12 protein-coding genes are annotated in these 22,218 nt (G+C 43.3%); 9 read left to right on the top strand and 3 right to left on the bottom strand.

Going from position 1 to position 22,218, the window contains the following annotated elements:
• The first annotated feature begins 91 nt into the window (after positions 1–91).
• The 7 genes from BMW86_RS03535 (at position 92) to BMW86_RS03505 (ending at position 14,091) form a co-directional block, all read left to right on the top strand.
• A complete protein-coding gene (locus tag BMW86_RS03535; protein WP_089779025.1) occupies positions 92–3,022 on the top strand; it encodes a beta strand repeat-containing protein in 2,931 nt (976 codons plus the stop codon).
• Positions 3,023–3,072: 50 nt separating this feature from the next.
• Positions 3,073–4,638, top strand: coding sequence for a T9SS type A sorting domain-containing protein (locus tag BMW86_RS03530; protein WP_177189140.1), 1,566 nt, complete (start codon positions 3,073–3,075; stop codon positions 4,636–4,638).
• 128 nt (positions 4,639–4,766) lie between these two features.
• A complete protein-coding gene (locus tag BMW86_RS03525) occupies positions 4,767–8,537 on the top strand; it encodes a beta strand repeat-containing protein (RefSeq protein ID WP_143056469.1) in 3,771 nt (1,256 codons plus the stop codon).
• 315 nt (positions 8,538–8,852) lie between these two features.
• Positions 8,853–9,902, top strand: a complete 1,050-nt coding sequence (locus BMW86_RS03520; protein ID WP_089779019.1) for a hypothetical protein — start codon at positions 8,853–8,855, stop codon at positions 9,900–9,902.
• Positions 9,903–10,210: 308 nt separating this feature from the next.
• Positions 10,211–10,897, top strand: a complete 687-nt coding sequence (cmk, locus tag BMW86_RS03515) for a (d)CMP kinase (RefSeq protein ID WP_089779017.1) — start codon at positions 10,211–10,213, stop codon at positions 10,895–10,897.
• 468 nt (positions 10,898–11,365) lie between these two features.
• The gene (locus BMW86_RS03510; RefSeq protein ID WP_089779015.1) at positions 11,366–13,312 is read left to right on the top strand and encodes a tetratricopeptide repeat-containing sensor histidine kinase; all 1,947 of its coding nucleotides are present in this window, start codon (positions 11,366–11,368) and stop codon (positions 13,310–13,312) included.
• A gap of 14 nt (positions 13,313–13,326) precedes the next feature.
• Positions 13,327–14,091, top strand: coding sequence for a LytR/AlgR family response regulator transcription factor (locus BMW86_RS03505; protein WP_089779012.1), 765 nt, complete (start codon positions 13,327–13,329; stop codon positions 14,089–14,091).
• Positions 14,092–14,289: 198 nt separating this feature from the next.
• Here BMW86_RS03505 and BMW86_RS03500 read toward each other — a convergent pair whose 3' ends face one another.
• The gene (locus BMW86_RS03500; protein WP_089779010.1) at positions 14,290–15,516 is read right to left on the bottom strand and encodes a 4-hydroxy-3-methylbut-2-enyl diphosphate reductase; all 1,227 of its coding nucleotides are present in this window, start codon (positions 15,514–15,516) and stop codon (positions 14,290–14,292) included.
• Positions 15,517–15,548: 32 nt separating this feature from the next.
• Positions 15,549–16,433 carry a rhomboid family intramembrane serine protease gene (locus BMW86_RS03495; RefSeq protein WP_089779008.1) on the bottom strand — a complete coding sequence of 295 codons (885 nt, stop codon included), beginning with the start codon at positions 16,431–16,433 and terminating at the stop codon, positions 15,549–15,551.
• A gap of 175 nt (positions 16,434–16,608) precedes the next feature.
• On the opposite strand from BMW86_RS03495, the gene rpsA reads away from it, so the two are divergent.
• A complete protein-coding gene (gene rpsA / locus BMW86_RS03490) occupies positions 16,609–18,513 on the top strand; it encodes a 30S ribosomal protein S1 (RefSeq protein ID WP_089779006.1) in 1,905 nt (634 codons plus the stop codon).
• A 534-nt stretch (positions 18,514–19,047) separates the two neighbouring features.
• Here rpsA and hxpB read toward each other — a convergent pair.
• Positions 19,048–19,701 (bottom strand): hexitol phosphatase HxpB, encoded by a 654-nt coding sequence (gene hxpB, locus BMW86_RS03485; RefSeq protein WP_089779004.1) that lies wholly within the window; start codon positions 19,699–19,701, stop codon positions 19,048–19,050.
• Positions 19,702–20,090: 389 nt separating this feature from the next.
• Here hxpB and BMW86_RS03480 point away from each other — a divergent pair, with 389 nt between their 5' ends.
• Positions 20,091–22,208: a HEPN domain-containing protein gene (locus tag BMW86_RS03480; protein ID WP_089779002.1), complete on the top strand. Its 2,118-nt coding sequence runs from the start codon at positions 20,091–20,093 to the stop codon at positions 22,206–22,208.
• Positions 22,209–22,218 lie beyond the last annotated feature (10 nt).

Genomic DNA, 22,218 nt, shown 5'->3' with positions numbered 1-22,218 from the left:
GATTCATTAACAGGAGTGGTATTATACCACTCCTGTTAATCTTATTGTAGCAAATGTTTCTAGAACCCAATTATTATTATCTATGAGAACAATGAAATACAGTATAGCACTCTTGTGCCTGTTTTTATTGTTAACCCGATTTGTACTGGCTCAGCAATTAACGCTGGGCACAACTCCTAATGTAGTTGTGAAATCTGCTTTATTAGATCTGAACAGTGATAAGCAGGGATTATTATTACCCCGTATCAGCAATTATTCTGTAGCGCCTTTAAGCACAGCCCCTGATGGCATGCTTATCTATTCTGTAACTGATAAATTATTGTATATAAGGAAGAATGGTATCTGGAGAAAACTGATAGACGAAACCAATAGCATTACATCCGTAAACGGACAAACAGGTCCTGTTGTTAGCTTAACCACCAACGATATTTCTGAATCTGTGAACCTCTATTATACAGATACGAGGGCCAGATCAGCATTCAGCGCAGGTACCGGTATTAACTTATCTGGTGCAGGCGTTATTTCAGCTTTAAATACTTCTGCTCTCTGGAACGCTTCGCAGCTCCAGGGACGTAATATATCCACCAATGCTCCTGCTAATAACGATGTGCTTGCCTGGGATAATGCTACCAGCACATGGTTACCCAGGAGTAGTACAGCCGGTTCCGTTACTTCTGTAGGATTGGCATTGCCATCTATTTTTACTGTGAGTAACAGTCCGGTTACATCATCCGGCACTTTAACAGGTGCATTAGCTTCGCAAACCTTAAATACTGTATTTGCTGCACCTGTTGCTGCAAACGGAATACCTGCTTTCAGAGCATTAGATCCTTTGGATATTCCTACTCTGGATGTTTCCAAAATCACTTCAGGTATTTTACCAATCGCAAGAGGTGGTACAGGAATAGGAACAATCGGTACTGCGGGACAGTTAGTACGCGTAAATCCGGGTGCTACTGCATATGAATTCTTTACACCTTCTTACCTTACTGCCAACCAGACTATCACATTAACCGGTGATGTGACAGGTAGCGGTACTACGAGCATAGCCACAACACTGGCAAATGCAGGTACAGCAGGTACTTATACTAAAGTAACAACAGATGCCAAAGGTCGTGTAACATCAGGAACTACCCTTGCTGCTGCGGACATCCCTTCCGGCTCAACGAATTATATTCAGAATATCAGTTCAGGTACACAAACGGCGAATTTTAATATTAGTGGCAATGGTGGTGTAGGCGGTACATTTAATACTGCAGGTGCTACTACACTGGGCTCAACACTTGGGGTAACTGGTAATACAACTTTAAATGGTACGTTAAGTCTGCCATCACTGACTACGGGTTCTGTTTTATTCACAGGGGCCAGTGGGTTAGTATCTCAGAATAATGCCAATTTCTTCTGGGATAATACCAATAACCGTTTAGGGCTTGGTACCAACACTCCAAACAGAACGTTGGAAGTAGGTGGTACAGTTGCCGCTTCCGGTTTATCCGGGTTACGTCTTACGGGAATGGGGGCAGCAACGTTGCAATCACCGCTTACGAATGTATTGGCTTTGAATGCCAGCGGAGATGTGATCGTGACTAGTAATCCTGCTGCCAATAACTGGTTGCTCACTGGTAATACAGGTAATGCAGGTACTGCATTTCTTGGAAACACAGATGACAAGGCAATGGTCATCAAATCCAATAACTTATCTTACCTGGAATTCGCACGCAGACAAACGTTAGGTCTTGTACAGGGTTATACTGATTATACCGATCCGGACGAGAAAGTAACATATATACGTTCTGCCATGCAATTCGAAGTACCGGCAACAGTGAATTTCTATAAACCTAAAATGTGGACTACCTCAGATGGTAATTTCAGAATGAAAGGACCTTCTGCCGGTACAGACTATTTTGAGTTTGGTGCTACCGGTACAAACAATGGCGGAGGCTTTGAATTTATTATCGGAGATGATGGAGATGAGCCTATCGTATTCAAAAGTTATAATTATATCGGCCCTGTATTCACTGAAATCATGAGGTTACAGAATGGTAATGCCGGTATTAATATGAATGGTACTGCACCTACAAGAAATCTGATGGTAAACGGTACTTTTAATTTTTCAGGTAGCGTAGGTACTTCAGACAGGTTAGTAGGAAGAAATAACAGTAGCGGGGATGTTGCAACTATTGGTTTAGGTACTACCTTAACCTTAAGCAGCAATGTACTGGATGCGAATGCTTCAAGCGCTATCTGGAATGCGAATCAATTACAAGGGGTTACTGTATCATCCACCGCACCAACAAGCGGACAGGTACTGACCTATAATGGCTCTTCATGGGCACCTGCAGCAGCAACAGGCAGTGGATGGTCGTTGACAGGTAATGCAGGTACTGCTCCGGCAACCAACTTTATAGGAACAACAGACGCACAGCCGTTTGTCATCAGAACTAACAATACAGAAGTTGCAAGAGTTGCTACCGATGGCAGCTTTGGTATAGGACTGGCAGGCGCTACGCCTGTAAAAAGGTTACACGTAAATGCCAACAATGATGCAATACGTATCACTAACCTGTCAGGCAGTGGTACAGGTAATCCATTGGTAATAAATGCAACAGGTGATGTGAAACAGACTACGGCACTGGATGGTGTAACAGTAGGAGCTACTACAAAGGCGTCAGGTGCATTTACAACATTAACAGTTGCAACATCACCACTGGCTTTTGCCGCTGCTACTACTACCGTTAATAATCTGGCGCTACCGGCCAATGCTTCTTTTATAAGGATCACTGGCCCTACTTCTTCATTCACTATTACAGGTATTACAGCAGGATTAGATGGTCAGATGATCACCCTGTATAACACTGTGAATAATAACATGACACTGGGGAACCTGAATGCAGGTAGCAGTAGTGCTAACCAGATCCTTACAATGAATGGAGGAAATGTGAATACGAATGGAGCTGGTACTATCTCATTGATTTATTCTTCGACAGACACCAAGTGGATCGTAACGGCAATAAATCAATAATGTTAGCATAACAAACAATGACTTTAATATGGTTAAAACATAATAATTACATGAAAAGAAATATACTCTTATTATGTTTCCTTATTTTTTTCACGAATACTTTCGCTCAGCAGGCGGCTTATATTCCTGCTGGCGGGAACGTATGGAGTTATGGTAATGTAGCATTTTTTGGTGACGTTTCCAACGACGGACTATTAGGCTCAAATCCTGCTTCCATTCTATATTTTATGGGTAAACAGTGGACCAATGGATTCACTGCTTTACTGAAAGATGAAAGTGCTACAGGTGTGGACGGTATCGGTGGTACCTTCCGCTTTGCCGGTATTACCGGTCAGCAAACCGTTGCCGGTGGTTATAACGTGGCATCCAAATCAGGCGCCAGTTTTCCCAACCTGGAAGTAAGCAACCCGAATGGTATACTGCTGGCAGATCTCAATGACCTGAAAGTAAGGGACACCCTCAAATTCACCAATGGTAATATTTTCCTGAACGGATGGAACCTGGTAGTAGGGCAAAATAACCCGGGTAACATTACCGGTTATAACCAGACCCGTTTTGTAGTTACTGGTACCGGTACTTCAGGAGGATTTTTATACCGCTCGAAATTAACAACTTCAGCAGGACCTGTCGTATTTCCTGTAGGGACTACTGCTACCAACTATGCTCCCGCAGGTGTTGTATATGGTGGTACCGCAGATGATTTTAAAGCAAGAGTATTTGACAGTGTTTATCAGTACGCGGTATCCGGTTATACCATTAATGACAGCGTAGTATATAAAACATGGAATGTAGGGCAGGAAAACCCTGGTCAGGGTGCTGTTACAGTGACCCTGCAGCATATGGATACAGAGGAAGGAGTGGATTATGTGACCAACAGGGACAGCAGTTATATCAGTCAGTTTATAAGTAGTAACTGGGAAAGACGTACAGGTGTGAATGATAATATGGGGCCAGGTACACTTGTTTCCCAGGGGACACTCGCCGGTGCTACTATGCACGCCCGTACCTTTGCCGACCTGGGTATGAATGCATATCTGACCAAGTTTGCTTCCATCGCTTATTATCTGCCTGCTGATATCATACACTTTAATGCTTATCGCGTAAGTGAGTCACTGGCAGACCTGGTATGGACTACATCCCGCGAAACCAACAATGCAGTATTTGAGATAGAGCGGATGTATGATAATGAAACGTCATTCACGAAAATTGCTACCGTACCAACAAAAGCGCCGGGAGGAAACAGTACTACCCGTCTGGATTATTTCTATGAAGATCCTAACAGCTATGATGGATGGACTTACTATCGCATTAAGGTAGTTTCTATATCAGGCAAATACCTGTACACAGATGTAAGAGAAGTACCACCACTGATAAAAGTAGTTGTTTATCCGAACCCGAACTTTGGTCAGTTTAAGGTAGATATTAAGGGTATCAAGGTACCATTGGTATTACAGATGATCGATACATGGGGACAGGTAGTGCGTTCACAGGTAGTTGTGAAGAGCGGACAAGTACAGATAACAGATATGCCGGCAGGCACTTACTTCCTGGTATTAACGTATAAGGATTCCAAGAAACAGGCATATGTATGTAAAGTAATTGTAATAGACCATTGATATCTATGATGACAATTTTTAAAAAATTAGAAAGGGACATTTAATAAGCTGAAGAAGAGCATAGGCCTTGCCACCTGTACTCTTCTTCAGTTTGTATTTATGCCGTCCTAGCTAACCAAGTTATATTTATGAAGACAAAATGTTACGTTCGATTAATTGCATTGTTTTTATTCTCGTCATCTACAGTATTGCATGCACAACAGTTAAAGCTGGGAGATAATCCCAGTACTATTCAAAAATCTGCTTTGCTTGAACTGGAAAGTAAATCTCAGGGTTTGTTATTGCCACGTATTTCAGATACGACGCTGGCGACTATCAAAGCATCACCTGATGGGATGATCATTTTCCTTACCCTGAACAACAGTTTATGTATCCGTGCAAACGGTGCCTGGCAAAAACTGATTCCGGAAGGGCAGGCGATTACGTCCATGAACGGATCTACTGTTCCTGTACAAACGATTACCACTACCAGTAATGCTGCACCAGTATCCATTACTACTACAGCAGGTAATCACTTTATAAATCTGCCGGATGCCACTAATACTTACAGCGGTTTTATGGGTATGGGCTCGCAGAGTTTTGCCGGTGCAAAAACATTCAATGGAATTGTAACAGCTAATCAGGACTTCTACCTGACTGGTCTTGCAATAGATAATACAAAAGATAGTGTGTTGCTGATTGACAATGGTAAAGTGTGGAAGAAACAGCTGACCGGCTTACCTCCAACAGGTGCTGCCAGTGGTGATCTTACAGGAACATATCCCAGCCCTGTCATAGCGGCAGGTGCGGTAACCGGGGCCAAAATGGCACAGGCAGGTGCAACTACCGGACAAGCATTAAAATGGAATGGCACTACATGGGCGCCTGCTGCAGATGATGGTCTCACCTCTGTAGGGTTAACACTACCTTCTCTTTTTACGGTTACGGGTTCACCGCTTACAGCTAATGGTACTATTGCAGCAACCCTGACATCACAAACAGCTAATACTGTATTTGCTGCACCTAACGGAGCCGCAGGTACACCTTCATTCAGGGCATTGGTAGCAGCAGATCTTCCTTCATTACCTTTCACCAAGATCACGGGTATTGTACCTATCGCACAGGGTGGTACAGCATTAAATGCTGTAGGTGCAGCAGGAACTGTGCTGACAAGTAATGGCACAAGTCTTACTTATGCAGCACCATCTGTTACTTTAGCAGGAGATGTTACCGGTGCAAGCAGTTCGAATACAATTGCTGCAAAAGCAGTGACATATGCTAAAATACAGGATGTAACTACACAGACAATATTAGGAAGATATACAGCGGGTTCAGGCAATGTGCAGGAAGTATCCCTGGATAATTCTTTGAAATTAACTACAGCAGGGATCTTGTATGCAGATAGTTCTTTAGCTATCTGGAATGCGAGTAAGTTGTTAGGAAGATCATTGTCTCCTACAGCACCAACAAGCGGACAAATATTAAAATGGAATGGTGCTACATGGGCGCCTGCGGCAGATGATAATACCGGAAGTTTGTCTTCCATAGGTTTAACATTGCCATCTATTTTTACTGTTACAAATTCACCGTTAACAGCAAATGGTACTATAGCAGCAACACTGCAATCGCAAACAGCGAATACCGTATTTGCAGCACCTAACGGCGCAGCAGGTACGCCTGCTTTCCGTGCATTGGCCGCAGCAGATATTCCAGCATTGCCTTTCAGTAATATCACTGGTACTGTACCAACTACACAGGGTGGAACAGGATTGACTACTGTAGGTGCAGCAGGAACTGTGCTGACAAGTGATGGAACGAATCTTTCTTATGTAGCACCATCTGTTATTTTAGCGGGAGATGTTACCGGTGCAAGTGGAGCGAATACAATTGCTGCAAAAGCAGTGACGTATGCTAAAATACAGGACGTAACTACACAGAAAATATTAGGAAGATATACAGCTAGTACAGGTAGCGTGCAGGAAGTATCCCTGGATAATTCTTTGAAATTAACAACAGCAGGGATCTTGTATGCAGATAGTTCTTTAGCTATCTGGAATGCAAGTAAATTGTTAGGAAGATCATTATCACCCACCGCACCAACTTCCGGACAGATATTGAAATGGAATGGTAGTACATGGGCGCCTGCTGCGGATGATAACTCAGGTACTTTAACATCTGTAGGTTTAACAATGCCTTCCATCTTTACTGTTACCAATTCACCATTAACAGCTAACGGTACTATTGCAACAACATTAGCATCACAGACTGCCAATACTGTATTTGCAGCGCCTAATGGGGCAGCAGGTACGCCTTCATTTAGAGCATTGGCAGCAGCGGATATTCCTTCATTACCTTTCACTAATATTACTGGTATTGTACCTATCGCACAGGGTGGTACGGCATTAAGTGCAGTTGGTGCGTCAGGAACCGTGCTGACAAGCAATGGTACAAGTCTTACTTATGCAGCACCATCTGTTACTTTAGCAGGAGATGTTACCGGTGCAAGCAGTTCGAATACAATTGCTGCAAAAGCAGTGACGTATGCTAAAATACAGGACGTAACCACACAGAAATTATTAGGAAGATATACAGCGAGTACAGGCAGTGTACAGGAAGTATCCCTGGATAATTCCATAAAATTAACAACAGCCGGGATCTTGTATGCAGATAGTTCTTTAGCTATCTGGAATGCAAGTAAACTTTTAGGAAGATCATTATCGCCTACTGCACCAACAAGTGGGCAGGGATTAAAATGGAATGGTTCTACATGGGCGCCTGCGGTGGATGATGGTTTAACTTCTGTAGGTTTAACAATGCCTTCCATCTTTACTGTTACAGGTTCACCGCTTACCGCTAACGGTACTATTGCTACAACATTGGCATCACAGACTGCCAATACGCTCTTTGCAGCACCTAACGGTGCCGCTGGTACACCAACTTTCCGTGCAATGGTAACGGCGGATATTCCTGATCAGGGGGTTACTTATGCCAAGATCCAGAATGTGACCACACAGAAATTATTAGGAAGATATACAGCCAGTTCAGGAGTAGCACAGGAAGTGACACTGGATAATTCAATAAAACTAACGACTGCGGGTACACTCTATGCAGATAGCTCACTGGCTATCTGGAATGCCAGTGCGTTGCAGGGTAGAAGGGTATCTAGTGTTGCTCCTACTGATAACTATATATTGAGATGGGATGCGACCAGTAGCACCTGGGGACCTGAAGCTGAAACAAGTGCTTCTAACTGGTTGTTTACAGGTAACAGTAATACAACTGCTGCCAGTTTCTTAGGTACTACTGTTGATCAGCCAATGGTACTGAAGTATAATAATAATGAACTCTTCCGTGGTACAAAAGGAACAGGTCTTTACGCAGCTAAAACTGTCTCTCTCTTTAACGGAGCAACTGCCTTTAATGGTCATCCGGTTGTGATAAAAGCCAATGGTGTTGATGTACTGGCCTTCCAGGACTCTACTGGTACTATGAAGTGGCACTGGAATCTGTTGGGTACAGGGTTGAATTTCGTAGAATCAAATGTGGCAGATTACAGGTTGTTCCTGCAGAATGGAGGATATGTAGGAATTGGTACCAGTACACCGGTAGCTAAGCTTAGCATAGTTGGAGGAATATCAATGGCTATAACAACTATAACGGCAAGTTATACTGTAACTGATGATGACTATACGGTAGTTAAAACAAATTCCGGTGCTGCAACTATAACTTTGCCTGCTGCTACCACTCGTGCAGGAAGGATATTTGTGATAAAGCGTGTGAGTGCAACAGGAGCGGTTACCATAAATGGAGGTGGTACTAATATAGACGGGGCAGCTACATTCACTACAGCTACCACTGCAGGAAAAGCTTATACTATTCAATCAGATGGTTCTGTTTGGTATATCATAGGAGGTATATAAAAGTTTATCAAAAAAAACTCCGCAAGAAACGACGTATTTATTGCCAATATATTCAGCTTAATTTACTCCGGAAAAGTCCTTATAAAATGATTATAAGGATTTTTCCGGAGTTGGTTTTTTATTCAATTTCTTACAATCTCATTACTCCTGAAAACGCTTTCCCACCCTGAAAATGTTAAAAACATAGATGTTTTTTTATTAATTTGAGTACAAGCCCTCTATTCTCCATTTCTCTCTCCCCAATTCCCCCCTTTTCCTGTTAACTTTATAACGAGCCGAGTTATATACTATACCTATACCTAAGAGACCTGACCTATGAAAGTACAACTGAAACTGTATACAGTATTCATCCTGTTACTGTTTATATCCACGCTTACGCATGCCCAGTTGAAACTAGGGGATAATCCTGGTGCTATACAAAAGTCAGCTTTACTTGAGCTGGACAGCAAATCGCAGGGATTATTATTACCCAGGATTTCAGACACGACACTGACCACACTTAAAAATTCACCTGATGGGATGATCATCTACTTTATACCAAATAAAAGCCTGTATGTACATGCCAATAACGCATGGGTAAAACTGTTACCGGAAGGAAATACCATCACATCCCTCAACGGGCAAACCGTCTCCACACAGTTGTTAAAAACTACTAACGTGGCAGGCACCTACGGAATTACTTCCACAGCAGGTAATCATACACTCAATATTCCCAACGCTACCGCTACCACAAACGGGTTTATGAGTACGGGTGCCCAGACATTCGCAGGCAGCAAAGTATTCAACAGCGCAGTGATTGCCAATGGTTCTTTTATCCTCAATAACGGGATGACATCCACCACCGGCGCTGTGAATATTATTACGAACACATCTCAGCCTATACAGCTGATCAGTGGAGATGTTACTGAAATATATGGTACATCGGTTTCTATCGGAAGTGCAACAGGGACTACTATTGCACAGGATCTGTACTTACCGCATATTCAGGTGGATGATACAAAAGACACAGTATTGTTGGTAGACCAGGGGAAAGTATGGAAAAAAAGATTGGGGGCTGCCACACAAACACTCCCCATAAGGGTAGTAACAGATGCCAGCAGCGTCACGGATGATGATTATACTGTGATAAGAAGTGGAACCAGTGGAGCAGTTAACATTACGCTACCAGCGGCCACCGGCCGCACAGGCAGAATATTTATCATAAAACTGGCCAAAGGCGCTTCGGATGTAGTTGTAAATGCCAGTGGAAGCAGTTTTGACGGGGATGACAGTAACACCGGTTTTAACCTCACCAATGGTGAAAGCGCTACAGTACAATCGGACGGTACTTACTGGTATATCATATCAACAGCTAATCCACTTTAAGGTAGTGCCTCAGTTTGATTACGTAATCTTCGCGCCAGATGTTATTGGGCATAAATACACCTTATCTGACGTGAATATCAGGTGAAGTTAAATTGAAAACAAATCCTGAACCCATATTCCAAAGCTAAATCAGAGAGCTAAACAGTCAGATGCAGTGTATTTATGCCCAACAACATCTGGCAAATAACATTCAAACTGAGTCACTACCCACTTTAACATAATTCCTAACCGTATAGTTGCTGATTTTTCCATTTTTCCTTTAACTTTACACCGTCAATTCTTACCCTTGTTCATTTAATTACCTGGTTTTGAAAAAAGTTATTATCACAATAGATGGTTACTCTTCCTGTGGGAAAAGCACACTGGCCAAACAACTGGCAGGAGAACTGGACTATGTGTATATAGACAGCGGAGCCATGTATCGTGCTATCACGCTGTATTTCATACAGAACCGTGTGGACTGGAACAATACGGATGAGGTGAACGAAGCCCTGGATAATATTTCCCTGGAGTTTGTGTATAACCCGATCACCAACTCATCGGAAATGAACCTGAACGGAGAGAATGTAGAGAATATGATCCGCGAAATGCTGGTAGCCGAAAAGGTAAGTGAAGTGGCAGCCGTGAAAGAAGTACGGGAATTTGCCGTGGCACAGCAACAGCAGATGGGAGAGCAGCGTGGTATCGTGATGGACGGACGTGATATCGGGACCACCGTATTCCCACATGCAGAACTGAAAATATTCATGACGGCAGATACTGCCATCCGTGTGGAACGCAGATTCAAAGAACTGTACGCTAAGAACAAAAACATCACCCTGCACGAGATAAAAGAGAATCTGGAATTACGCGATTATATCGATACCAATAGAGAGATTAGCCCACTCCGCAAGGCAGAAGATGCTATTATATTGGATAACAGTCAGTTAAACCCGGACGAACAACTCAGATTAGTGATGCAATGGGTTGAGGATGCGATAATGGTGCAATCTTAACTAAAAAAAGGCCCGATAATAGAACAATCTTTTTGATTTTATTTTAATATTAGAGAAACCTTTATTAAATTTGTCTCACTCCCGGTTTTATTGCGGGTGAGAAACCCTGATAATTTTCCACATCCTCCAGAATTTCCTGCATTTTATTGTTACCGTATTTTTTTGAATACTGCCTATAAGCACTTTCAAAATCATCATATATATTTCCAGAAGTGGTCAAGAGACGTCTTGTTAGGATCTTTGAGGTCTTATCATAGCTGTATCCGGAGACCTGCTATTAACCGTAAGAACATTCGACACTTAATATATAGCGTTGTGGCTAGTAATATTTAAACTTAATGTGGGTAAGGCGGGTTCGCCTGTACTTGTCCATATTTTCAGTAGGTGTATTCGGTTAATAGGAAGAAGGGGCGAATTCTTTCGCCCTTTCGCTTTTTTAACTAACTTGTGCTTATACCTTGCTGATGCATGCTTAAAGGCTGTTACTTATTACTTATCCTGCTCTCGTTAACAAAAGGGGACATATACGGACAGGATTCTATCCTTGTTTTCCATACACTGGATTCTGCCAGACTATTGCCCGGTGATACCAACAAGGTAAACTGGCTGATAGACAAAGGAAAGGCCATGAGCCATTACTTTGATAAACATAAAGCAGAAAACCCCTTCTTCCAGGAAGCAATCGCTACTTCCCAGCATCTCCGGTATTTCCGTGGCCTGTTCAGTGTGTACAATGAACTGGGCATCTCCAAAAGAAATAAATCAGAATATATCCTGGCTTCAGAATATCATGAAAAGGCCGTTAAATATGCCGAAGAGGCCAAAGACGACCTGATGCTGGCCATTGCCCTGAATAATACAGGGGTGGATTACCGGCGGCAGGAAAAGCTGGAGAAGGCATTCGGATACCATTTCCGTGCATTACAACTGGCGGAAAAGGTCAATGATGTGCGTAATATCTGTGTGGCTATCAACAGTATAGGCAATATTCAGCTGTCTTCCGAAAAGTATGATGATGCCATTGCCCATTTCAATAAGGCCTTACTGCTGGAACGTGAGAATAAGAATAGTCTGGGTGCAGCTATCAACCTTGGAAATATAGGGTATGCCTACCAGGGACTGGGTAAACTGGACCTGGCCATAGAATATTATAAGAAGTCACTGGCCGTTAATCAGGTACTGAATAACAGTATGGGCCTGGCCATCTGTTATAATGCACTGGGAGATGCCTATAAGGAAAAGAAAGACTATGCCAGTGCATTGGAATACCTGCATAAAGCGCTGGCAGTGAATAGTAAAGTGGATGATAAAGTGCATGAGGCAGAAAGTTACCTGAGCATTGGGAAGTTATGGAGCCTGCAGGGTAAACATGAGGAAGCACGTAAAAATATCCAGGCCTCTATTAATCTGAGTCAGTTATGGCGGTTTAAACTGATGCTGAAAGATGCCTATAAAGCATTGGCAGCAGATTATAAGGCCAACGGAGAGTTTGAAAAGTCTCTGGAAGCAATGGATAAGTCGTTATTGTACAAAGACAGTCTGCTGGATGAAACCTCTGCCCAGGCATTGGCGCAGACACAAGCCATTTATGAAGTAGACCGGAAAGACAACCAGATCAAACTACTGGAGCATGATAAACAACTGGGTGAACTGCGTACCAAACGTAATGTCGTATATATCATTTCCTTAGCAGGATTTTTATTGATGCTTACAGTAGGTGGCTTCTTTTATATCCGCCACAGAGACCTGGAAACCAAGAAACGTACCTTACAACTGGAACTGCGCTCATTACGTGCGCAGATGAACCCACATTTTATATTTAACTCACTCAGTTCCATACATCGTTTTATCTGGAGCAATAACCAGGAAGAGGCATCAGACTACCTTACCAAATTCTCCCGGTTAATGCGTATGATTCTGGATAATACGCAGTACACCTTTATTTCTCTGAATAAAGAGCTGGAATCGTTACGTTTGTATCTTGATCTTGAAAAATTACGTTGTAATAATATTTTTGATTACGAGATCACTGTATCAGAAGAGATTAATGAAGAAGAGGCAATGATCCCGCCCATGATTATACAACCCTATGTTGAAAACGCTATATGGCATGGGCTGGTACATAAATCAGGTAAAGGACTACTGGAAATAAACGTATCGCTGAAAGGACGTGTATTGACCTGCATTGTTACAGATAATGGAATAGGAAGGAAGAAAGCTGTAGAAATAAAAGAAAAAAAGGGACAAACGCACCGTTCGATGGGCATGAAGGTAACGGAAGGCAGGATAGATCTGATCAGAAAGATCAATAATACAAAAGAAGCAAACGTAAACATTACAGACCTGGAAGACGAAGCCGGAACAGCCACCGGCACAGAGGTCAGACTCGTCTTACCGGTAGAATTTATTTTTTAATACACATTAAGAGCATGAGCGAAATAAGAGCCATCATCGTTGATGACGAGCAGCACTGTATTGAAGCCCTTCATACAATGCTGCAAAAGAAATGCCCGGAAGTAACTGTGGTAGGAAGCGTGAACAGTGTAAAAGACGCAAGGGATATGATCTCCGAATTACAGCCGGATGTAGTATTCCTGGATGTTGAAATGCCTCATCAGAATGGTTTTGAATTATTGAAACTGTTTGATAAGATCAATTTCGACGTGATATTCACTACTGCTTATGAACAGTATGCTTTAAAAGCGATCAAGTTCAATGCACTGGATTACCTGTTGAAACCTTTTAGTGTAAAAGAGCTGCAGGATGCTATTCAGAAATGTACCAGCAGGCGTAACGGGCCGGCCAGTGAAGCACAGCATTCTCCTATTGAAGTATTCCTGCAGAACATGAAAACGCTGCATCAGACACATAAGAAGATTGCACTGCCTACTATTAACGGATTGGTATTTATGCCCGTACAGAATATTGTACGGTGTGAATCTACGGGTAACTATACCCGGATATTTTTTACGGATAAGAAAAACCTGATGGTATCCCGTCCGTTAAAAGAGTTTGAAGAATTGCTTACAGATGTGGATTTTTTCCGTGTACATAACTCTCATCTTATTAACCTTCAGCAGATGCAATCTTATATACAGGGAGAAGGTGGGTTTGCACTCATGAGTGATGGAACGCAGGTAGAAGTTTCGAGAAGACGTAAGGCAGATTTCCTGAAAAAGGCCATGCAGTTCTAACCAGATTTAATGTGTTTTATGCCACTTACAGGAAATTGACCACCAGATAATAATTGTTGGTTGTTGGCTGAAAAGGTAAAAAGTACTTTTGGATCAGATTCTACCTTATTACAATATATAAATTTTTTTCTCTGCATTACTAGCATTGATTAGCCCCAAAGACAAAAGACACCACGTGGTGTCTTTTGTGTTTTATGACTACTTGAATTTCGCCGCTAATTCTTCAATTTTATGTTCCAGTCCGTAGAAGGAGAGTAGTTTCCGTATAACTGCTTCTACTAATGCATCCGGGCAGGAAGCCCCGCTTGTGAGCATAATAGTTACCTGTTCTTTTTTAGGCAGAAAGGTAAAGCTGTGTAATTCCTGTTTGTGGTGAAAATCCCAGTGTTCTATTTCATCAGCAGATACAAGCTTCTCATCTGAGGAGATGAAAAAGGTAGGCAGCTTCTCTTCACAGAGTTCTACCAGGTGAGAAGTGTTGGAGCTGTTATAACCACCTACTACAATGGCCAGGTCTGCCTCTTCCTGAAGCAGGCCGGTTACAGCGCTCTGATTGTCGTTAGTAGCATAGCAGAGGGTATCTCTTGCATCTGCGAAACGTTCACCTGCGGTGGCGGCAGTTAATGCGTAGCGGTCCATCATTACATTGCGGATGTAATCTGCAATGGCCTGGGTTTCTGTCGCCAGCATGGTCGTCTGGTTTACCACACCTACACGTTGTAAGTCTTTTGCCACGTCAAACCCGGGGGAATATTGTCCTTTGAAGAGTTCGTAGAACGCTGCTGCCGGTTTTTCTCCTGTGATGAATGTAGCCAGTAGTGTAGCTTCTGCCATGTCTTTTACCACTATAGTGGGTGTACTGCTGGTACTATGGGAGAAGGTAGCCCTGGTTTCTTCATGACCAGGTTTACCGTGGACAATGACGGTGTAGGATTGTTGTCCGATCTGTTCTGCCTTGTTCCATACCCTTTCCACGAAAGGGCAGGTGGTATTATATTGAAGGGGGGCAATGCCCAGTGAGGTTAGTTTTGCTTCTATTTCCAGTGTGGTACCGAAGGCGGGGATGATCACGATATCATCCGGGTTGAGTGATTCCCAGGGGACCAGCTGTTTGCCAGCTGTGTCCATAATGAACTGTACACCTCTTGCCAGCAGGTCGTTATTGACGTGCGGATTGTGAATCATTTCACTGAGGAGGAAGATCCTTTTATCCGGGTTCTCGTCTAAGGTCCTGAAAGCTATTTCTATAGCATTTTCCACACCGAAGCAGAAGCCGAAGTGACGGGCCAGTAATACTTTAAGCGGGCCGAAATCCAGCACGGTAGGTGTAAAATCCTTCTTCATGCGGTCCAGTTGCTTGCGGCTGTTCTTGATAGCCGTGATCAGCGGACTGCGATATATAACAGGGACGTTGAATGTTTTCATCTGAAGGCGAAGTTACATATTTTGATGGCCAGTTATTCCTGGCTCATTCTCTTTAACCAGGCTTTTTCATCAGGGCTCAGGCTTTCGAAGCCTTTGTCGTTGATTTTGTCCAGGAGCTGGTCCAGGCGAAGCTGCCTGTTTTCTTCCGGTCCGTTCTTCACCACTTTCAGCGGGGATTTCTTGGGTTTGAACATGCGTTTACGCTTGCCGGTAGCTTCTACACGTACCCGTCTGTTGAACAGCCATATTAAAGGCTGACAGATATCGGTACCATTGTCCAGGAGCTTCACGTATACAAAACCCATCAATGCACCACCCAGGTGAGCAGCGATACCGCCGGTGTTACCATCAGGGATGGCAATAGCATCCAGTACTACAATGGCCAGAGCCAGCCACTTTAAGCGGATGGAACCCAGGAAGAGTAAGCCTATCTCGTAATTGGGGATCTTGGTAGCGCAGGCCACCAGTAAACATATTACAGACGCAGAAGCACCTATGAGGGTACCATCGAGGCTGGGGTAAGCTAGATTGTAGACTAAGAGGAATACCAGTCCGCCTGTGATACCGCCCAGCAGATAGAGGGGCAGTACACGGTGATTACCGAGGAATGACCGGAAGAGGTTACCGAACCAATAGAGGTTCAACATGTTGAAGAAGATGTGAAAGATGGCAACATGGGTGAACATATAAGTAAATAACCCCCAGGGTTTCACAATAAAAGCAGGTAATGCCGAATGCAGGGACAGCTGCTCATATAAAAAGGTGGGTATAAAACCCGCAGCGGGAGATATCCATCCCGCAACATGCACTACTCCCAGCAGGAGGAAAACAACAATGTTCCAGAAAAGTAAATGGTTAATTGTGTTTCCTTGTCTCAGCCAGTAGCGAATATCAGATCTGAAAGACGTTCCGTTCATACTTGAAAATTAGTACAAAATCTGCATTCCTAAACCTATTTAGCCTACATTTTTACAAGCGGCGACGACCAGGATTTTGGTGGTTTTTTTATGATTATTCAGTATCTTTGCCGTCCAATTAAAACTTCCGGCTTAATCTCCGGGGGATATTTTATCAAAAAGTAATAACAAAATTTTGGAAGAAAACAACATTATTAACGAACAAAACGCTGAACAGCAGGCTCCGGTGGCAGTTAGTGCCCAGGCAGAAACAGCGACAAAAAATGCACCTGTTGCAGTACAGACCGCTCACGATGATTTTGACTGGAGCGTGGACAAACGTAACGTATCTTCTTATAGCCAGGAAGAGAAAGTTAAGTATGACCAGACTTACGACAGCACTTTCAAAGTGATCGAAGAAAACGGTTTGCTCACTGGTACCGTGGTTGGTTTAACCAAAACGGACGTTGTGATCAACATTGGTTTCAAATCAGATGGTCTTATCTCTCTGAATGAGTTCCGCGATCTGCAGGGCCTGAAAGTAGGAGATGAAGTAGAAGTACTGGTTGTAGAAAAAGAAGACAGGGATGGTAACCTGCACCTGAGCCGTAAACAAGCTCGTCAACAGCGTGCATGGGAAAAAATCGTTGAAGTGTACAAAACAGGCGAAGTTGTTACTGGTACTGTTACCAGCAAAACTAAGGGCGGCCTGATCGTGGACGTTTATGGTATGGAAACATTCTTACCAGGTTCACAGATCGACGTTAAACCTGTTACTGATTACGATCAGTTTGTTGGTAAAACAATGGAATTCAAAGTGGTTAAGGTTAACGAAGCCATCAGAAATGCAGTTGTTTCCCACAAAGCGCTCATCGAAAGCGATATCGAACAACAAAGAGTGGATATTATCTCCAAACTGGAAAAAGGCCAGGTATTGGAAGGTACTATCAAAAATATCACAGACTTCGGTGCATTCATCGATCTGGGTGGTCTGGACGGCTTGCTGTACATCACCGACATCAGCTGGGGTCGTATTTCTCACCCAAGCGAAGTACTGCAGATGGATCAGAAGATCAATGTGGTTGTACTGGACTTCGACGACGAGAAAAAACGTATCAGCCTTGGTTACAAACAACTCACTCCCCATCCTTGGGATACCTTACCAGCTAACATCACAGAAGGTGCGCGCGTGAAAGGTAAAGTAGTGAACATTGAAGATTATGGTGCATTCCTGGAAATTCTGCCTGGTGTAGAAGGACTGGTACACGTATCTGAAATCTCCTGGGCTTCTACACCAATCAATGCTAAGGAATTCTTCAAATTAGGAGAAGAGTACGAAGCAGTGGTAGTTACCCTGAGCAAAGACGAGCGTAAAATGAGCCTGTCTATCAAGCAACTGACAGAAGATCCTTGGGCTACTATCGAAACTAAATTCCCGCTGGAAAGCCGTCACAAAGGTATTGTGAAGAACATTACTCCTTATGGCGTATTCGTTGAGCTGGAAACTGGTATCGGTGGTATGATCCATATCTCTGACCTGAGCTGGATCAAACGTTTCAATCACCCAAGTGAGTACACTAAAGTAGGTAGCGAAATCGAAGTAGTTATCTTAGGTATTGACAAGGATAACCGTAAACTGAGCCTGGGCCACAAACAAATTGAAGAAGATCCATGGAACACTTTTGAAACTATCTTCCCGATTGGTTCTATCCATGAAGGTACTGTAGTGAAGAAAGATGACAAGGGTGCTACCGTTCAGTTACAATATGGTCTGGAAGCTTACGCTCCTGCCCGTCACCTGCGCACTGAAGATGATAAAGCCATCAGCGTTGAAGATGTGAAAGAATTCATGATCATTGAATTCGATCGTAGCGAAAAACGTATCCTGGTTTCTCATACAAGAGTTTGGGAACAAGTGAAGAACGAAGAGAAAGCTGTAGTTGCGAAAGAAAAGAGAGCAGATGCTGATAACACTCGCAAAGCAGTTAAAACCATTCAGAGTAAAGTAGAAAAAGCTACTTTAGGTGATCTGGGTGCTTTAGCTGAACTGAGAGAGAAACTGAAGCAGTCTGAAGGTGGTGAAGAAGAGAAAAAAGCGTAATAACTTTTTTAGGTTGAAATAATACAGGGGCTGTTTCGAAAGGAACGGCCCCTGTTGTTTTTTATCATATCCATAGATTTTATGAGGCTCCGTCAGGAGCCCCGTGTTTGTTACAAACATGGGGCTCCTGACGGAGCTTTTTTGTATAGATAATTGATTTATAGATAATTAAAGAGAGAAGGATCCATATGTCCATCACCGATGGCCTATTTCAGAAGAGTCCCTGAAAAGCCTTAACAGGCTTGTGATCAGAGATATAATCCATATATAACCCATATATAAGCCATATATGAAGCATATATAAGACATATTTCTAGAAGTATGCTTTATATATACCTCATAATTGGTTTATTAATGCAATAAATAAATTTAAGAGGATTTATCAGAAGCCGGATAAAGATATGTTAGAACCCGGTAAGGTAAGAGCAGGGAAGCCTTTGTACCACTTAACCCATCGTATACTGATATATAAAAACCCGGGCCGGAGTAAGTTTAAACTTACCCCGGCCCGGGTTTTATGATATGTTGATATTTTTATAGTTTAGCTAAAATCCCGTCGTTAAACTCGGTTAAAGAGCTTAATTGTACATCTGCCAGGGCATAACGTTTGTTACTGCGGTTGTGCGGCTCCGGCACCACCACTACCTTCATACGGGCAGCTTTGGCGGCTGTCATGCCGGTAACGGAATCCTCGAAAGCGATACATTGCAGGGGCCTGCTACCCAGTTCCTTAGCGCAGGACAGGTAAACAGCCGGATGCGGCTTGCCATGTGATTCAAACTCTGCTGAAGAGATTACCTGGAAACGGTCTTTGATACCGAAATGATTCACCGCAGCCAGGATCAGCCGCATAGGAGAGGAGGAAGCCAGTCCTATTTTGAATTTCTTCTGTTCGAAATAATCGAGAATGTATTCCAGCCCTTCCATCATCTCACCTTCTGCCACGATTTTGGCAGTAACGCTGTCAATAATCTCTGAAGTCACCTGCTCTGAACCTTTTCCTTCCCATTTGAAGAAATTATGCCAGTAATCCACCACTTCTGCCGTGCGTAAGCCGGTAGTATGACTAGCCTGTTCCATTGACAATTCCACTCCAACCGTAGCGAACACTTCCCGCATCGCTTGTCCCCACAGGGGTTCGGAGTCAATCAACAATCCATCCATATCAAAAATCACCGTATTGATCATGTGCTCTTTTCGTTTGTTTTGCGCGGCAAAGTTACATTATCATTCCAATGACAATAGAAAAATCCGGGAAGCATCCCCCAGACTTTTAAATAAATTCTAATATTCACCCCCTTTTTTTATGAAAATTTCCTTTGGAAATCTCACTTAGATTTATAACTTTGTTATAGTCTACAAAAACGATGGGAAATATGGATAGTAATCTGATGATAGAGCGTTTAGAGTGCCGTTGCTGTACCGCAAAGGTAAGAGCGGAGGCGTAGATGTATACCAACTGATGATCAATCAAAAATCAAACAAGATATACAAAGCCTCCGTTCTTACGGGGGCTTTGTGCTTTATATAGGCTTAATAAGGAAGATAATTTACCACCACCCAAGAAAATAATTGATATGCAAAGCTTCAGAACAGAACTGGAAAATCCGGTTGTAGAGAAGGACATAATAGAACTGGAGAAAAAGATCCGATTATTCCGTGAAGGACAGATACCGGAAGAGAAATTCCGTAGTCTGCGTCTCGCAAGAGGTATTTACGGACAGAGACAACCGGGAGTTCAAATGATACGCATTAAACTGCCCTACGGTAAAATGACACTGGAGCAGTGGAAACGTATGTCTGACGTTTCTGACGAATATTCTACCGGTAACCTGCATCTGACCACCCGTCAGGACATTCAGATCCACTTCGTGAGCCTGGAAAGGACACCCGAACTGTGGGCCAAATTAGATCTTGACGATATTACCATACGTGAAGCCTGCGGTAACACCGTAAGGAATATTACCGCTTCTGATAAAGCGGGTATAGATCCTGCTGAACCATTTGACATTACACCTTATGCTGATGCAGCGTTCCGCTATTTCCTGCGTAACCCTGTATGCCAGGACATGGGCCGTAAGTTCAAGATGTCTTTCTCCAGCAGCGATGCAGATACAGCATGGGCTTTCATGCACGATATAGGTGTAATACCTAAGATCCGTGAAATCAACGGACAGCAGGTACGTGGCTTTAAAGTGATGATAGGTGGTGGCCTTGGCGCACAGCCTTACCTGGCTCACGTTGCTTACGAATTCCTGGAAGCAGATCAGCTGATCCCATACATAGAAACTGTGTTGCGTGTGTTTGACAGAAATGGTGAAAGAGCCAGCCGTCATAAAGCACGTATGAAGTTCCTGATCCAGAAAATCGGGTTTGAAGAATTCACCAGACTGGTAGAGGAAGAACGCCTTGCCAACAAAGTGAAGACTTTCCATGTAGACGCTGATGTGTGGGAAGAACCGGCATTACCTGCAGCAGATGCAGTATTACCGTCTTACACTATTAAAGATCCAAAGAAATACGAAACATGGAAGGCTACCAATGCTTTCCGTCAGAAGCAGGCAGATTATTATGCCGCTTATGTGCGTGTACCACTGGGTAACATCAGTTCCGTTATTTCCCGTCAGATCATTGAAGCACTGAGACCAGCCATCGGCAACGATGTACGTGTAACAGCCAACCAGGGTTTACTGTTGAAATACATATTACCTGCTCACCTGCCTTATGTGTTCAGTGTACTGGAAACAGCAGGTTTTGCTGAACCCGGCTTTGACAGTATCGCCGATATCACTGCCTGTCCTGGTACTGATACCTGTAACCTGGCTATTTCCAGCAGCACTGGTATTGCTACTGCACTGGAACTGGTGATTCAGGAAGAGTTCCCTGACCTGGTATATAATAAAGATATTAAGATCAAGATAAGTGGTTGTATGAACTCCTGCGGTCAGCATGGTATTGCCTCTATTGGCTTCCATGGCAGTTCCGTGAAGAGTGGTGGTAAAGTATTACCAGCCCTGCAGGTATTGCTGGGTGGTGGTATTGTAGGTGATGGTATTGGCCGTGTAGCGGACAAAGTGATCAAGGTGCCAAGTAAACGTGGCCCGGATGTACTGCGCTCCCTGCTGAATGACTATGAAGCCAATGGACAGGAAAGCGAAAAGTATAATGATTACTACGACCGTCAGGGAGAGAGATACTTCTACGACCTGCTGAAACCACTGACAGACCTGACTACCCTGCAGAACGATGATTTCATCGACTGGGGACAGGGCGACAAGTTCGCTACTGCTATCGGTGTAGGTGAGTGCGCAAGCGTGGTAATAGACCTGGTAGCTACCCTGTTATTTGAAGGGGAAGAAAAGCTGCAGTCATCTGTTGTAGCTTTGGAAAGCAATCAGTTCGCAGACAGTATCTATCATTCTTACTCTACTTTTGTACAAACAGCGAAGGCATTACTGTTAGGAGAAGGCGTAAGCTGTAATACACAGACCGGCATCATCAATGACTTTGACAAATATTTCGTAGAAACTGGCAAATGGCCAATCGACGGAGGTTTTAAAGAGCTGGTGTTACAAATCAATCAGCACGAACCTTCAGAAAGTTTTGCGAAAGCATATCACAAACAGGCAGCAGACTTTTATCAGCAGGCACACGCCCTCAGGCAGCAGCCAAGCGCTGAAGTGTCTGCGTCTTAATCTTTAAAAG

This window comes from Chitinophaga sp. YR573 (assembly GCF_900110995.1).
Taxonomy (GTDB): domain Bacteria; phylum Bacteroidota; class Bacteroidia; order Chitinophagales; family Chitinophagaceae; genus Chitinophaga.
Note: the sequence above shows the minus strand (reverse complement) of the source record. Positions and strands in the feature narration are given on the sequence as shown.